The following is a 17,899-nucleotide window of genomic DNA, read 5'->3' on the forward strand; positions in this document are numbered from 1 at the left end:
GCTGCCCACCTACGCCTTCCAGCGCCAACGCTACTGGCCGGAAGCAGCGGTGCCGGGAGCGGCGGCCGCGGTGGTCACTGACCCGACCGACGCCCTGTTCTGGGAGGCCGTCGAGCGCGAGGATCTGGAATCCCTCGCCGACACCCTGGAGATCGACGGCGACCAGCCGCTCAGCGCCGTACTGCCCGCGCTGTCCTCGTGGCGCCGCACCAACCGCGAGCGCTCGACGGTGGACGGCTGGCGCTACCGCGTGACGTGGAAGCCATTGCCGGAGGACGGCACGGCCCGGCTCTCCGGAACCTGGCTGCTGGTCGCACCCGAGTCCGAAGCCTCCAGGGCGGCCGATGTCACCCGTGTGCTGGCCGAACGCGGTGCGACCGTCAGGCAGTTGACGCCGACTGCCACCGATCGGGAGTCGCTGGCCAAGGACCTTGCCGTCGAAGGCACTGAACTCAGCGGAGTGTTGTCGCTGCTGGCCTTCGAGGGCCAACCCCTGCACTCCGCCCTCGCGTTGCTGCAGGCGATGGCCGACGCCGAGGTCAACACGCCGCTGTGGTGCGTGACCACGGGTGCGGTGTCGGTCGGAGCCGCCGATCGGCTGACGCATCCGGCGCACGCGCTGGTGTGGGGCCTTGGCCGGGTGGCGTCCATGGAGCACGGTGAGCGCTGGGGCGGTCTGGTCGATCTGCCCGAGGCCGTCGATGACCGCGCGCTGGCCCGAATGGCCGCCGTGCTGGCTGGGACGGACGGGGAAGACCAGGTCGCGGTCCGCTCCTCGGGACTGTTCACCCGCAGGCTGGTGCGAGCCTCGCTGGCGCAGACGCCCGCGGTGCGCGAGTGGCGGCCGGACGGCACCGTGCTGGTCACCGGCGGTACGGGCACGCTCGGCGCGCACGTCGCCCGTCACCTGGCCCGTAACGGCGCCCAGCGGCTGCACCTGGTCAGCCGACGCGGCGCTGACGCCCCCGGTGCCGCCGAGCTGCGCACCGAGCTGGCCGAGTTGGGCGCCGAGGCCACCATCTCCGCGTGCGACATCGCCGACCGGGCCGCACTCGCCGCGCTGCTCGACGCCATCCCCGCCGACCGTCCGCTCACCGCCGTCGTGCACACCGCGGCCGTGCTGGACGACGGGGTGATCGAGGGGCTGACCCCGGAACAGGTTGACGCTGTGCTGCGGGTCAAGGTCGACGGCACGCTCAACCTGCACGAGTTGACCCGCGACCTCGACCTGTCCGCGTTCGTGCTGTTCTCGTCCTTCGCCGCCACCTTCGGCGCCCCCGGGCAGGGCAACCAGGCCCCCGGCAACGCGTTCCTTGAGGCGCTGGCCGAACAGCGCCGCGCCGACGGGCTGACCGCCACCACCATCAACTGGGGCCCGTGGGGCGACGGCAGCGCGGTGGGCGGCGCGATCGGCGACCGTATGCGCCGCCACGGCATCAACGAGATGGCACCGGAACGCGCGGTCGCCGCGCTCGGCCACGTCCTGGACCGGGACGAGACGGCGTTGACCGTCATCGACATGGACTGGAAGCGGTTCGCGCTCGCCTTCACCGCGGACCGCCCCCGTCGACTGCTGCACGAACTCCCCGAGGCGCGCGAGGTCATCGAGAACGCGCAGAGCGACACCGCCGACGACCTCACCGGTGGCGTGCCGCTCACCAAGCAGCTCGCCGGACTGCCGGGCACCGAACAGGAGCGACTGCTGCTGGAGTTGGTGCGCAGTGCCGTGGCCGCGGTGCTCGGTTACTCGGGCGCGGAGGCGGTGGAGGCGAACCGGGCGTTCAAGGAGTTGGGCTTCGACTCGCTGACCGCCGTGGAGCTGCGGAACCGGTTGGGCGCGGCGAGCGGGCTGAAGCTGCCGCCGACGCTGATCTTCGACCACCCGACACCGTCGGCGGTCACCGCCTATCTGCGGGCCGAGGTGCTGCCCGACGCGGCGGAGACCGGCGCGTCGGTGCTCGAGGAACTCGACCGGCTGGAGGACCTGCTCGCCGACAGCAACCCGGACAACGTCATCCGCGCCCGGGTCACCATGCGGTTGCAGTCGCTGCTGGCGAAGTGGAACGACACGGAGTCCCCGGCGGCCGAGGAGTCGGCGTCGTCGGACGACGTGCTGGACGATGTGGACCAGCTCCAGTCGGCCACCGACGAGGAGTTGTTCGCGTTCATCAACAAGGGACTCGGCCGCGCATGATTAGCGCCGCCGGTTGAGGGTAATTCCGTCAATGCGCGCCGCACTCGGCGGCATTGACGGAATTCTCGGCGTCGGTCAGGATGCCGTATTGCCCGTGCATCGGCACGGATTGATTCCCCGGGGCGTGGTGCCCGGACCCCCGCCAGGGGTGCGTAGGGGGCGGTAAGGGGTTGTCGGGATGGTTGGCCCGACCATAGCCTCCCTACGAGAAGTCGATTGAATTCGTTACTGGTTCGATTGTTTCTGGTTCGTTTATTTTCCGATGCCGTCTGCCGTAAATGGGTTGCGTTAAATGGCGAATGAAGAGACGCTGCGGGACTACCTCAAGCTGGTGACGGCGGATCTGCATCAGACCCGGCAACGCCTGCGCGAGGCCGAGGCGAAGAACCAGGACCCCATCGCCATCGTGGGGATCGGCTGCCGCTACCCGGGGGGCATCAGCTCCCCCGAGGACCTGTGGCAGCTGGTCATGGACGGCGAGGACGTGATCAGCGACTTCCCGGCCGACCGCGGATGGGATCTGGACACCGTCTACCACCCGGACCCGGAGCACCCGGGCACGGCCTATGTCCACCAGGGCGGATTCGTAAGGGACTTCGCCCAGTTCGACCCCGGCGTCTTCGGCATTTCACCGCGCGAAGCCCTTTCCATGGATCCGCAGCAGCGGCTGCTGCTGGAAACGTCCTGGGAGGCGTTCGAGCGGGCCGGAATCGACCCGACGTCCATGCGCGGCAAGCAGGTCGGCGTATTCGTCGGCACCAGCAGCCACGACTACCTCACCGCGCTGCTGAGTTCGTCGGAGGACCTTGAGGGCTATCTGGGCACCGGTAACGCGGCCAGCGTGGCCTCCGGCCGGCTCTCGTACACGTACGGGCTCGAAGGCCCGGCCGTCACCGTGGACACCGCCTGCTCGTCCTCGCTGGTGGCGCTGCACCTGGCGGTGCAGTCGCTGCGCAACGGCGAGTGCTCGCTGGCGCTGGCCGGTGGCGCGACCCTGATGTCCGCGCCCGGTACGTTCATCGACTACAGCAAGCAGCGCGGTCTGGCGATGGACGGCCGCTGCAAGGCGTTCTCCACCGAGGCCGACGGGTTCAGCCTGTCCGAGGGCGTCGGCATGCTGCTGGTGGAGCGGCTGTCCGACGCGCGCCGCAAGGGCCACCCGGTACTGGCCGTGGTGCGCGGCTCGGCGGTCAACCAGGACGGCGCCAGCAACGGGCTCACCGCGCCCAACGGCCCCTCCCAGCAACGCGTCATCCTCCAGGCGCTGTCCAACGCCCGCCTCACGCCCGACGAGGTGGACGCCGTCGAGGCGCACGGCACCGGCACCGCACTTGGCGACCCGATCGAGGCGCAGGCGGTGCTGGCCACCTACGGCAAGGACCGGTCGAAGGACCGGCCGCTGTGGCTGGGCTCGTTGAAGACCAACATCGGCCACGCCCAGGCCGCCGCCGGTGTCGCGGGCGTCATCAAGTCCGTCATGGCGCTGCGCCACGGCACGCTGCCCAAGACCCTGCACCTCACCGAGCCGACCACGCACGTGGACTGGTCGGCGGGCGAAGTCGCCCTGCTCACCGAGGCGCGGCCGTGGCCGGAGAACGGCCACCCGCGCCGGGTGGGCGTCTCGTCGTTCGGCATGAGCGGCACCAACGCGCACACCATCCTGGAGCAGGCGCCGGCCCCCGACTCCGCGACGGACGGGACGACGGCGACCCCGCTGCCTTACGTGCCCGTCGCGCTGTCCGGCAAGGACGAGGCGGCGTTGCGCGCCCAGGCCGAGCGGCTCCGGCGGAGCCTTGCGGCGGAGCCCGGTCTCGGCCTGCTGGACGTCGGCTACTCGCAGGCGGTCACGCGGGCGGCAATGGACCGGCGCGCGGTGGTCGTGGCGCAGGGCCGCGACGAGCTGCTGGCCGGATTGGCCGAGCTCGCGACGGGCGGTACGTCCGCGTCACTGGTGGAAGGCACTTCGGTCGAGGGCAAGTTGGCCTTCCTGTTCACCGGGCAGGGCAGCCAGCGGCTGGGGATGGGGCGGGAGCTCTACGAGGCGTATCCCGTCTTCGCCCGGGCCCTGGACGAGGTGTGTGAGCGGTTCGAACTGCCGCTGAAGGACGTGCTGTTCGGCACCGACGCCGAACCGCTGGACCAGACCGGTTACACGCAGCCCGCGTTGTTCGCCGTTGAGGTGGCGCTGTTCCGGTTGGTGGAGTCGTGGGGCGTCAAGCCTGACTTCCTGGCCGGGCACTCCATCGGCGAGTTGGCCGCCGCGCATGTCGCTGGTGTGCTGTCGCTGGAGGACGCCTGCACGCTGGTGGCCGCCCGTGGCCGTCTGATGCAGGAACTGCCCGGCGGCGGCGCGATGGTGGCCGTGGAGGCGGGCGAGGACGAGGTCGCCCCGCTGCTGGTCGAGGGCGTGAGCATCGCCGCGATCAACGGGCCCACGTCGGTGGTGATCGCGGGTGACGAGGACGCGGTCCTGGAGATCGCCGCTGGCTTCGAGGCGCGGGGCCGTAAGACCAAGCGCCTGACCGTGAGCCACGCGTTCCACTCGCCGCACATGGACGGCATGCTGGCCGCCTTCCGTCAGGTGGCCGCAGGACTCACCTACGAGGCACCCCGCATCCCCATCGTCTCCACCCTCACCGGCGCCCTGGTCACCGCCGACGAGATCGGCACCCCCGACTACTGGGTCCGCCACGTCCGCCAGACCGTCCGCTTCCTCGACGGCATCCGCTGGCTGGACGGCCACGGTGTGTCGGCGTACCTCGAACTCGGGCCCGGCGGCGTGCTGTCCGCCATGGCACAGGGCTGCGTCACCCGCTCCGACGCCGCCTTCCTGCCCGCCCTGCGCACCGACCGTCCCGAGGCGCAGTCGCTGACCGCCGCCATCGCGCGCGCCCACGTCCGCGGCCACGGCCTGGACTGGGAGGCGTACTTCTCCGGCACCGGGGCGCGCCGCGTCGACCTGCCCACGTATGCCTTCCAGCGGCGCAAGTACTGGCCGCGCGACCCGTTCACCAACCCTGGCGAGGCGGTCGGTGCCAGTGCGCTGGACGCGGTGAGCGCCCGGTTCTGGGAGGTCGTGGACAACGAGGACCTGGCGGCGCTCACCGGAACCCTCGGCGTGGACCCGGAGCAGCCGCTCAGTGCGGTGCTGCCCGCGCTGTCCGCATGGCACCGCCAGAGCCGGGACCGCTCCATCGTGGACGGCTGGCGGTACCGGGTCACCTGGCAGCCGCTGCCGCACTCCGCGGCCAAGCCGCTCACCGGCACCTGGCTGCTGGCCGTCCCCGCCGGACACACCGACGACGAGTGGGTGACCGCCGCCGCCCGCGCCCTAGCCGAACGCGGCGCGGACGTACGGCAGTTGGTCGTCGACGCCGCCACCGAGGACCGCACGGCCGTCGCCGAACGGCTGCGTACCGCGATCGAAGGCGCCGAGGTCACGGGCGTCCTGTCGCTGCTGGCGCTGGACGGCAGACCGCACGCCGAGTACTCCTCGCTGCCCGCGGGGCTGTCCGGCACCACCGCGCTTGTGCAGGCGCTCGGCGACACGGGCGTGGACGCGCCGCTGTGGTGCGCCACCCGTGGCGCGGTCCGGGTGGGCCGTTCCGACCAGCTCACCAGCCCCGACCAGGCGCAGGTGTGGGGGCTCGGCCGCTCGGCGGCCCAGGAGTACCCGGAGCGCTGGGGCGGACTGGTCGACCTGCCCGCCACGGCCGACGACCGTGCGATGGCGCGGCTGGCCGACATCCTCGGCGACCTGGCCGGAGAGGACCAGCTCGCGGTGCGCCCGCAGGGCGTGTTCGCCCGCCGACTGGCCCGCGCCCCGCAGTCCGAGCTGACCGAGGCCCCGAACGGCCGTTGGTCCGCCACCGGTACCGCGCTGATCACCGGCGGCACCGGGGCGCTCGGCGCCCACGTCGCCCGCTGGCTGGCCCGCAACGGCGCCGAGCACCTGGTGCTGGTCAGCCGCCGCGGCCCGGACGCGCCCGGCGCTGACGAACTGCGCACGGAACTCGTGGACTTGGGCGCCGAGGTGACCGTCGCCGCCTGCGACGTCGCCGACCGGGACGCGGTCGCCGAACTGCTGCGCTCCCTGCCCGCGCGCTACCCGCTGACCGCCGTCGTGCACGCCGCCGGTGTACTGGACGACGGTGTGCTGGACGCCCAGACCCCACAGCGGATCGCGGGCGTGCTGCGTGCCAAGGCGACCGCCGCGGCCGTGCTGCACGAGCTGACCCGTGACCTGGGCCTGTCCGCGTTCGTGCTGTTCTCCTCCTTCGCCGGCACCTTCGGCGGTGCGGGCCAGGCCAACTACGCCGCCGCCAACGCCTACCTGGACGCGCTGGGCGAACAGCGCAGGGCCGAGGGGCTGCCCGCGACCGTACTGGCGTGGGGCGCCTGGGCCGAGGGCGGTATGGCGACCGACAAGGTGGTCGCCGAGCGGCTGCGGCAGGCCGGAATGCCGCCGCTGGCCCCCGAGCTGGCGCTCGCCGCACTGCACAAGGCGCTCGACCTGGACGAGGCGTTCTCGCTCGTCGCCGACATCGACTGGCAGCGGCTCGCTCCGGGCCTCACCGCGGTGCGCGCCAACCCGTTCATCTCCGGGCTGCCGGAGGTGCAGCGCGCGCTGGAGAGCGCCACGGCGCCCGGCGCCACCGCCGACCTGTCGTCCTTCCAGCGCAGCCTGGCCGCGGCCTCCGAGGCCGAACGCGAGCAGCTCGCGCTGGACTTCGTACGCACCCAGGTGGCCGCCGTCCTCGGCTACCCGGGGCCTGAGTCGGTGGAGCCCGGCCGGGCGTTCCGCGACCTCGGCTTCGACTCGCTGACCGCGGTGGAGATCCGCAACCTGCTGGGCGCCCTCACCGGGCTGCGCCTTCCGGCCACCCTGGTCTTCGACTACCCCAACTCCGTTGCCCTGGCGGAGTTCCTGCGCGTGGCGCTGCTCGGCGAGCCGGGCGCGGCGGACACCGCGCGGCCCCGGCTGACGGCGGCTGACATCGCCGACGACCCCATCGCCATCGTGGCGATGAGCTGCCGCTTCCCGGGCGGTGTGCGGTCACCGGAGGAACTGTGGGAGCTGCTGGCGTCCGGACGTGACGCGATCAGCGGATTCCCCACCGACCGCGGCTGGGACCTGGAGTCGCTGTACGACCCGCGGTCCGAGGCGGAGAACACCTCGTACGTCAACGAGGGCGGGTTCCTCGCCGACGCGGCCGAGTTCGACCCGGCGTTCTTCGGCATCTCGCCGCGTGAGGCGCTGGCGATGGACCCGCAGCAGCGGCTGCTGCTGGAGATCTCCTGGGAGGCGTTCGAGCGGGCCGGGATCGACCCGGCGACGCTGCGCGGTGAGCAGGTCGGCGTCTTCGCCGGAACCAACGGCCAGGACTACCTGCCCCTGATGCTGGCCGCGCCCGACGGCACCGAGGGCTTCCTGGGCACCGGCAACGCGGCGAGCGTGGTGTCGGGCCGGGTGTCGTACGTGCTCGGTCTGGAGGGCCCGGCGGTCACCGTTGACACGGCGTGCTCGTCGTCGCTGGTCGCGCTGCACTGGGCGATCCAGGCGCTGCGGCACGGCGAGTGCTCCATGGCGTTGGCCGGTGGTGTCACCGTGATGTCCACGCCCGCTTCGTTCGTCGACTTCAGCCGCCAACGCGGCCTGGCCGCCGACGGCCGCATCAAGGCGTTCGCCGCGGGCGCCGACGGCACCGGCTGGGGCGAGGGCGCGGGCATGCTGCTGGTGGAGCGGCTGTCCGACGCGCGCAGGAACGGGCATCCGGTGCTGGCGATCGTCCGGGGCAGCGCCATCAACCAGGACGGTGCGAGCAACGGCCTCACGGCCCCGAACGGCCCGTCCCAGCAGCGGGTCATCCGGCAGGCGCTGGCGTCCGCCGGTCTCACCACGTCGGACGTGGACGCGGTGGAGGCACACGGTACGGGCACGACGCTGGGCGACCCGATCGAGGCGCAGGCGCTGCTCGCCACCTACGGCAAGGAGCGGCCGGAGGGCCAGCCGCTGTGGCTGGGCTCCATCAAGTCCAACTTCGGCCACACGCAGGCCGCGGCCGGTGTCGCGGGCGTGATGAAGATGGTGCTGGCCATGCGGCATGGTGTGCTGCCGCAGACCCTGCACGTGGACGAGCCGACACCGCACGTCGACTGGTCGGCGGGCGCGGTCTCGCTGCTGACCGAGTCCCGGGTGTGGCCCGAGACCGGCCGTCCGCGCCGGGCCGCCGTCTCCTCGTTCGGCATCAGCGGCACCAACGCACACACCATCGTCGAGCAGGCCCCTGCCTTCGAGGGCGACACCCCGCACGAGACGCGGCCCGCGGCCGCCCCGCTGGTGCTGTCCGCCAAGCACGCCGACGCACTGCGGGACCAGGCGGAGAGGCTGCGTTCGCACCTGGTCGCCAACCCCGAACTCGGCCTTGCCGACGTGGCGTTCTCGCTGGCCGTCGGGCGCGCGGCGTTCGAGCACCGCGCAGTGGTGGCGGGCGCGGAGCGCGAGTCCGTGCTGGCGGCGCTGGACGCGCTGGCCGAGGGCCGCCCGGCGGCCGGGGTGGTGGAGGGACGGACGGCAGAGCGGAAGCTGGCGTTCCTGTTCACCGGGCAGGGCAGCCAGCGGCTGGGCATGGGCCGGGAGCTGTACGAGGCGTACCGCGTCTTCGCCGAGGCATTCGACGCGGTGTGCGCCTATCTCGACCAGCATCTCGAACTCGCCCTGCGTGACGTGGTGTTCGGCTCGCGGTCCGAGTTGCTGGACCAGACCGGATACACGCAGCCCGCGTTGTTCGCCGTCGAGGTGGCGTTGTTCCGGCTCGTCGAGTCGTGGGGTCTGAAGCCTGACTTCCTGGCCGGGCACTCGATCGGCGAGCTGGCCGCCGCCCACGTGGCTGGTGTGCTGTCGCTGGAGGACGCCTGCGCGTTGGTGGCGGCTCGTGGCCGGTTGATGCAGGAGCTGCCGGGCGGCGGCGCGATGGTGGCGATCCAGGCGGCGGAGGACGAGGTTGCTCCGCTGCTGGTCGAGGGCGTGAGCATCGCCGCGATCAACGGGCCTGCAGCGATCGTCATCGCCGGTGACGAGGTTGCGGCCCTGGAGATCGCCGCTGGCTTCGAGGCGCAGGGCCGTAAGACCAAGCGGCTGTCGGTCAGCCACGCCTTCCACTCATCGCACATGGATGGGATGTTGGAGGCGTTCGGCGAGGTGGCGTCGGGGTTGACGTTCGCCGCCCCGCGCATCCCGATCGTCTCCACCCTCACCGGCACGCTGGTCGGCGCGGAAGAGATCCGCACCCCCGACTACTGGGTCCGCCATGTGCGCCAGGCCGTCCGCTTCCTCGACGGCATCCGGTCGTTGGAGGCCGAGGGCGTCACCACGTTCCTCGAACTCGGCCCGGACGGCGTGCTGTCCGCCATGGCCCAGGAGTGCGCCACCGGCGAGGACCCGGCCTTCGCCCCCGCCCTCCGCAACGGCCGCCCCGAGGCGGAAGCCCTGGTCACCGCCCTCGCCGTGGCACATGTACGCGGCGCCGCCATCGACTGGCGGGCGTACTTCGCGGGCACCGGCGCCCGCCGCGTGGACCTGCCCACGTATGCCTTCCAGCGGCAGCGCTACTGGCCGAAGCTGCCCGCGTTCCTGGCGGGCGATGTCGCCGCGATCGGGCTGGGCGAGACCGGGCACCCGCTGCTGGGCGCCGTCGCCGAACTGCCCGACTCGGACGGGGTGTTGCTCACCGGCCGGTTGTCGTTGCAGAGCCACCCGTGGCTGGCCGACCACGCGATCATGGGTTCCGTCCTGCTGCCAGGCACCGCGTTCGTGGAGTTGGCGCTGCGCGCGGGTGACCAGGTGGGCTGTGACTACCTGGAGGAGCTGACCCTTGAGGCGCCGCTGGTGCTGCCGGAGCACGGCGGGGTGCGGCTACGGCTCACGGTGGGCTCCGCCGACGGCACCGGACGCCGCCCGCTGGCCCTGCACTCGCGCGCCGAGGACCGGGCCGCCGACGAGCCGTGGACCCGGCACGCCAGCGGTGTGCTGGCTTCCGGGGGGCAGCCGCAGCCGTCGTTCGAGCTGACCGCCTGGCCCCCGGCGGAGGCCGTCGAAGTCGAACTGGACGGCCGATACGAGCAGTTGCTGGCCATCGGCTTCGACTACGGCCCCGCCTTCCAGGGGCTGAGCCGGGCCTGGCGGCGGGACGGCGAGATCTTCGCCGAGGTGCGGTTGCCGCAGGACGCCGAGTCGGAGGCGGGCCGGTTCGGCCTGCACCCGGCACTGCTGGACGCCGCACTGCACGCCATCGGGCTGGGTGGCCTGGGCGCCGACGACGGCCAGGGGCGGCTGCCGTTCGCCTGGACAGGTGTGTCGCTGCACGCCAGCGGCGCCGCCGCGCTGCGCGTCCACCTGGTCGCGGCGGGCGCCGAGGGCGTCCGGCTGGAGATCGCCGACGCCACCGGTGCGCCGGTCGCCGCCGTCGAGTCGCTGGGACTGCGCCCGGTGTCCGACGACCAGTTGCGAGCCGCGCGGGCCACGTACCACGAGTCGCTGTTCCGCCACGAGTGGACCACCGTGCCCACCAACGCCGCCTCCCCCCAGGGGAGTTGGGCGGTACTCGGTGACGCCGACCTTGGTCTGGACGTGCCTCGGCACGCGGACCTGGCCGCGCTGATCCGCGCCGTTGACGAGGGCGCCGACGTACCGGACGAGGTCTTCGTTCCGTTCGCCCCGGTCGCCGAGGCGACACCGCAGATCGTGCGCACGGCCGCCTCCGCCGCGCTGCGGCTCGCCCAGGCATGGCTGGCGGACGAGCGGTTCGCCGGTTCACGGCTGGTGGCGGTGACCCGCGGCGCGGTGGCCGCCGCTGCGTACGAGCCGGTCGACGACCTGGCGCACGCCGCCGTCTGGGGCCTGCTGCGCTCGGCGCAGACCGAGAACCCGGACCGCTTCGTGCTGGTCGACCTCGACGGCCAGGAGACCGCGCCGCAGACCCTGGCAGCGGCACTGGCCAGCGGCGAGCCGCAGTTGGCGGTACGTGAGGGCACCGTGCGGACGCTGCGGCTGGCACGCGTCCCGGCCCGGGCCGACGCCCAGGCCCGGCCTTACGACCCGGACGGCACGGTGCTGATCACCGGCGCGTCCGGTTCGCTGGCCCGGCTGTTCGCCCGCCACCTGGTGGCCGAGCACGGTGTACGGCACATGCTGCTGGTCAGCCGCCGTGGCGCCCCGGCCGAACTGGTCACGGAACTGAGCGAGTTGGGCGCGACCGTCACCTCGTCCGCCTGTGACGTGACCGACCGGGACGCGCTGGCCGAGGTGCTGGCCGCGATCCCCGCCGAGCATCCGCTGACCGGGGTGATCCACGCGGCGGGCGTGCTGGACGACGGCGTCATCGGCTCGTTGACCGAGGACCGCATGGACACCGTGCTGCGTCCGAAGGTGGACGCGGCGCTGCACCTGCACGAGATCACCCGCGATCTGGACCTGTCCGCGTTCGTGCTGTTCTCCTCGTCCTCCGGTGTGTTCGGCGGCCCGGGACAGGGCAACTACGCGGCGGCCAACACCTTCCTGGACGCGCTCGCCCAGCACCGCAAGGCGCAGGGCCTGGCCGCCACCGCGCTGGCCTGGGGGCTGTGGGCGGTCGCGGACGGCATGGCCGGCGGCCTGGACGAGGCCGACATCAGCCGGATGCGGCGGGCGGGCCTGCCGCCGCTGACCGCCGAGGACGGACTGGCACTGTTCGACACCGCACGCACGGTGGACACCGCCGCCCTGGTCCCGATGCGGCTGGACCTCGCCGCACTGCGCGCCCAAGCCGCGGCGGGCACCATCGCCCCCGTGCTGCGCGGACTGGTCCGCACCCCGGCGCGCCGGGTCGTGGACGCCGCCAGCGGCGCCGAATCCGGTCTGGCACAACGGCTTTCGGGACTGTCGCAGCAGGAGCAGCAGCGCCTGCTGCTCGACCTGGTCCGCACCCAGGTGGCGGCGGTACTCGGCCACGCGGGACCGGAGGCGGTCGAGTCCGGCCGGGCGTTCAAGGAACTGGGCTTCGACTCGCTGACCGCGGTGGAACTGCGCAACCAGCTCAACACCGCCACCGGACTGCGGCTGCCCGCCACACTGATCTTCGACTACCCGGACCCGACCACGCTCGCCCGCCATCTGCGCACCGAGCTGACCGGCACGGACGCCGCCGCGGCCGTCCCGGTGGCCGTTACCAGGACCGTCGCCGACGAGCCCATCGCCATCGTCGCGATGAGCTGCCGCTACCCGGGCGGGGTGCGCACCCCCGAGGACCTGTGGCGACTGCTCGCCGCGGGCTCCGACGGCATCACCACCTTCCCCGGAAACCGCGGCTGGGACCTGGACGCCCTCTACCACCCGGACCCGGCACACCAGGGCACCTCCTACGCCCGCGAGGGCGGATTCCTGCACGACGCGGCCGAGTTCGATCCGGCGTTCTTCGGGATCTCGCCGCGTGAGGCGCTGGCGATGGACCCGCAGCAGCGGCTGCTGCTGGAGACCTCCTGGGAGGCGTTCGAGCGCGCGGGCATCGACCCGCTGGCGCTGCGCGGCAGCCGCACGGGTGTGTTCGCGGGCGTGATGTACCACGACTACGGCGCGCGACTGCACGCCATCCCGGACGAGGTCGAGGGCTACCTCGGCACCGGCAGCTCCAGCAGCGTGGTCTCCGGCCGGGTGGCGTACACCTTCGGCCTCGAAGGCCCGGCGGTCACCGTGGACACCGCGTGCTCCTCGTCGCTGGTCGCCCTGCACCTGGCGGCGCAGGCACTGCGCAACGGCGAGTGCGAACTGGCGCTGGCCGGTGGTGTCACCGTGATGTTCACCCCCGGTACGTTCATCGAGTTCAGCCGCCAGCGCGGGCTCGCGGAGGACGGGCGCTGCAAGTCGTTCGCCGCCGCGGCCGACGGCACCGGTTGGGGCGAGGGCGCGGGTGTGTTGCTGCTTGAGCGGCTGTCCGACGCCCGCAGGAACGGCCACCAGGTGCTGGCGGTCGTGCGCGGCTCCGCCGTCAACCAGGACGGTGCGAGCAACGGCCTCACGGCGCCCAACGGTCCTTCGCAGCAGCGGGTCATCCGGCAGGCGCTGGCCAACGCCCGGGTGTCCGCCGCCCAGGTCGACGTGGTGGAGGCGCACGGCACCGGTACCACGCTGGGCGACCCGATCGAGGCGCAGGCGCTGCTGGCCACCTACGGCCAGGGGCGGCCCGAGGACCAACCGCTGTGGCTGGGGTCGGTCAAGTCCAACCTGGGCCACACCCAGGCCGCTTCGGGCGTCGCCGGTGTGATCAAGATGGTGCTGTCGATGCGGCACGGGCTGCTGCCCAAGACCCTGCACGTGGACGAGCCGTCACCGCACGTGGACTGGTCGGCGGGCGCGGTCTCGCTGCTGACCGAGGCACGTGAGTGGCCGCAGGTAAACCGGCCGCGCCGCGCGGGTGTGTCGTCCTTCGGTATCAGCGGCACCAACGCGCACGTCATCATCGAGCAGGCCCCGACGACCGACACCCCCAAGTCCGAGGCGGCGGACGGCCAACTCCCCTACGTGCCGCTGCTGTTGTCGGCGCGAGGTGAGGACGCGCTACGCGCCCAGGCGCGGCGGCTGCGCTCCCACCTGCAGGCCGATGCCGAGTCGGGGCTGACCGACCTCGGCTTCTCGCTGGCCACCACACGGGCGGCGCTCGAACAGCGGGCGGCCGTGCTGGCCGGTGACCGGGACGAGGCGCTGCGCGCCCTGGACGCCCTGACCCATGGCGAGTCGGCCCCGAACCTGCTGCACAGCACGGCGGTCGAGGGCAAGGTCGCGTTCCTTTTCACCGGGCAGGGCAGCCAGCGGCTCGGGATGGGTCGGGAGCTGTACGAGTCCTACCCCGTTTTCGCGACGGCGCTGGACGCGGTCTGCGACAGGTTCGAACTTCCGGTCAGGGAGGTGCTGTTCGGCGCGGATCGTGCGGCGCTGGACCAGACCGCTTACACGCAACCCGCGCTGTTCGCCGTCGAGGTGGCGTTGTTCCGGCTCGTCGAGTCGTGGGGTCTGCGGCCTGACTTCCTGGCCGGGCACTCCATCGGCGAGTTGGCCGCCGCACATGTCGCTGGTGTGCTGTCGCTGGATGACGCGTGCACGCTGGTGGCTGCCCGTGGGCGGTTGATGCAGGAGCTGCCGGGCGGCGGCGCGATGGTGGCGGTGCAGGCCGCGGAGGACGAGGTTGCGCCGCTGTTGACCGAACGCGTCGACATCGCCGCGGTCAACGGGCCCACGTCGGTGGTGATCGCGGGTGATGAGGACGCGGTACTGGCGATCGCCGAGGGCTTCGAGGCGCGGGGCCGCAAGACCAAGCGGCTGACGGTCAGCCATGCGTTCCACTCCGTCCACATGGACGGGATGCTGGCCGACTTCCGCAAGATCGCCGACGGCCTGACGTACGAGGCGCCCCGCATCCCGATCGTGTCCAACCTGACCGGCACGCTGGTCACCGCGGAGGACATCTGCCTGCCCGACTTCTGGGTCCGGCACGTCCGCGAGGCCGTCCGCTTCCACGACGGCATCCAGGCCCTGGAGACCCAGGGCGTGACGACGTACCTCGAACTCGGCCCGGACGGTGTGCTGTCCGCCATGGCCCAGGAGAGCGTCACGGCCGCCTTCGCACCCGTACTGCGCGACGGCCGCGCCGAGGCGGAGACCCTGACCGCCGCCCTGGCCCTGGCACACGTACGCGGCGCCGCCATCGACTGGCAGGCGTACTTCGCGGGCACCGGCGCCCGCCGGGTGGAGCTGCCCACGTACGCCTTCCAGCGGCAGCGCTACTGGCTCGACGTCGGCGTCTCCATCGAGGACATGATCGCGGCCGGTCTGGACACAGCGGACCACCCGCTGCTGGGTGCCGCGGTGGAACTGCCCGAGTCCGGCGGTTTCGTGTTCACCGGACGGCTGTCCCTGCAAACCCACCAGTGGCTGGCCGACCACGCCGTCATGGACACCGTGCTGCTGCCCGGCACCGCCTTCGTGGAGCTGGCGCTGCGCGCGGGCCAGGAGGTCGGCTGCGACACCCTGGAGGAGCTGACTCTGCACGCGCCGCTGGCGCTGCCGGAGCGCGGCGCGGTGCAACTGCGGCTGTGGGTCGGCGAGTCGGACGAGGCGGGCAGGCGCCAACTGGCCCTGCACTCGCGGCCCGAGGACGCACCGGCCGACGAGCCATGGCTGCGGCACGCGGGCGGCGTACTGGCCGTCGGCCAGCAGCCGGAGGCGTTCGACCTGAGCGTGTGGCCGCCGCAGGACGCCACCGAGGTGGACACCAGTGGGCTTTACGAGGGCGTCGCCGAGGCCGGGCTCGGCTACGGGCCGGTGTTCCAGGGCCTGCGCACCGCCTGGCGGCGTGGCGACGAACTGTTCACCGAAATCCGGCTGCCGCAGGGCTACGGCACCGACGCGGGCGCGTACGGCGTGCACCCAGCGCTGCTGGACGCCGCACTGCACGGAATCGGCCTTGGCGGCGTGAGCCGGGACGTGGACGACGACGCGGGCCGGGCCCGGTTGCCGTTCGCCTGGACCGGGGTGCGGCTGCACGCCACGGGCGCCGACACGCTGCGGGCCCGGCTGACGCCGACCGCGTCCGGCGGGGTGTCGCTGCGGCTGGCGGACGGCACCGGTGCGCCGGTCGCCACGGTGGACGCGCTGGTGCTGCGGCCGGTCAGCGCCGAGCAGTTGACCGCGCGTACCGCGCACCAGGAGTCGCTGTTCCGGGTGGAGTGGACTGCGCTGCCGGAGGCGGCGGGCACCGTCCCCATCGGCGAACGCTGGGTGGTGCTGGGCGCCGAGGCGCTGGAGCTGTCCGGCGACCGGCTCGACAGCTACCCGGACCTGCCCGCGCTCGCCGCGGCCGTGGCGGACGGCGCCCCGGTCCCGGAGACGGTCTTCGTGCCGCTGGCCGACGCGGGGGCACCGCAGGACATGCCGGGCGCGGCCCGGGCGGCGGCGCGTGAGGCGCTGGCGCTGGTGCAATCCTGGCTGGCCGACGAACGGTTCGCCGACTCGCGGCTGGTGCTCGTCACCCGTAGCGCCGTGCGGGTACGGCCCGGCGAGGACGTGACGGATCTGGTGCACGCGCCGGTGTGGGGCCTGGTGCGCACGGCGCAGTCGGAGAACCCCGGCCGGTTCGTGCTGGTCGACACCGACCGCACCGATGCCTCGAACCGGGCACTGGCCCCGGCGCTCGCCACCGACGAGCCGCAACTGGCCCTGCGCGCGGGCACCGCCCACGCCTTCAGACTGGCCCGGGTCGCGGCCGTGGAAGAGGCCGCACCGGACCTCGACGGCAACGGCACCGTGCTGATCACCGGCGCCACCGGAACACTGGGCCGACTGTTCGCCCGGCACCTGGTGACCGAGCGCGGCGCCCGCCACCTGCTGTTGACCAGCCGACGTGGTGGATCCGCGGAGGGCGCCGAGGAACTTGCCGCCGAACTACGGGAGTTGGGTGCGACGGTCACCTGGGCCGCCTGCGACGCGGCGGACCGGGAGGCGCTGGCCGAGACGCTGGCCACGATCCCCGACGGGCACCCGCTGACCGCGGTGATCCATACCGCCGGTGTGCTGGACGACGGAGTCATCGACTCGCTCACCGGCGAGCGGATCGACCGCGTACTGCGCCCGAAGGCCGACGCCGCATGGCACCTGCACGAGCTGACCCGCGACCGTGAACTGTCCGCGTTCGTACTGTTCTCGTCCGTCGGGGGTCTGTTCGGCGGCGCCGGGCAGGGCAACTACGCGGCGGCGAACACCTTCCTCGACGCGCTGGCCGAGCACCGCAGCGCACAGGGCCTGCCCGCCAGTTCGCTGGCCTGGGGCCTGTGGGGTGCCGGTGACGGCATGGCGGGCAGCCTCACCGAGGCCGACCTGACCCGCATGGCACGGGCCGGAGTGGCACCGCTGCCGTCCGACGAGGGCCTGGCCCTGTTCGACCTGAGCGGTGCCCTGGACGACGCGGTACTGGTGCCCATGCGCACCGACGCCGCGGGACTGCGCGCACAGGCCGCCGCGGGCACGCTGCCGCCGCTGCTGCGCGGCCTGGTCCGCACCCCGGCGCGGCGCGCCGAGCAGACCGGCGGCACGGCCGACAGCGCCACCACGACCTCCTCGCTGCAGGAGCGACTGGCCGGACTGCCGAACGAGGAGCGCGACCGGGTGCTGCTGGACGCGGTGCGCACCCAAGTGGCCGCGGTGCTGGGCCACTCGGGAGCGGACGCGGTCGACGCCGAGCGCGGCTTCCTCGACCTGGGCTTCGATTCGCTGACCGCCGTGGACCTGCGCAACCGCCTCGGCGCGGTCGCCGGAACACGGCTGCCGGTCACGCTGATATTCGACTACCCGACGCCCGCCGCGCTCGCCGGATATCTGAGCGGCGAACTCCGCACGGACGACGCCGCGGCCCAGCGGTCCGTACACGCCGAACTCGACAAGTTGGAAGAGATCCTCTCCGCGATCGACTCCGACGATGCCGAACGGCCCGGCATCACCGCCCGCCTGCGAGACCTCATGTCGAAGTGGAACGAAACGCACAGTGCAACGGACACCGCTGCCGAAGAACGGGAAATCGAGTCCGCCACCGCGGACGAACTCTTCGACCTTTTGGACGAGGAACTCGGCCTGTGATGACGCGCGCTTCATGAGTACGGCAACTCCGGTTCACGGCACGGGCT

2 protein-coding genes are annotated in these 17,899 nt (G+C 72.8%); both read left to right on the forward strand.

From position 1 onward, the window contains the following. A partial coding sequence (locus tag O5O46_RS33945; RefSeq protein ID WP_269859529.1) for an SDR family NAD(P)-dependent oxidoreductase occupies positions 1-2,194 on the forward strand: 2,194 nt, incomplete at its 5' end. A gap of 292 nt (positions 2,195-2,486) precedes the next feature. After that, positions 2,487-17,852, forward strand: a complete 15,366-nt coding sequence (locus O5O46_RS33950) for a type I polyketide synthase (protein WP_269859530.1) — start codon at positions 2,487-2,489, stop codon at positions 17,850-17,852. Positions 17,853-17,899: the final 47 nt, after the last annotated feature.

The organism is Streptomyces sp. RPT161, from assembly GCF_027533845.1.
Classification (GTDB): domain Bacteria; phylum Actinomycetota; class Actinomycetes; order Streptomycetales; family Streptomycetaceae; genus Streptantibioticus_A; species Streptantibioticus_A silvisoli_A.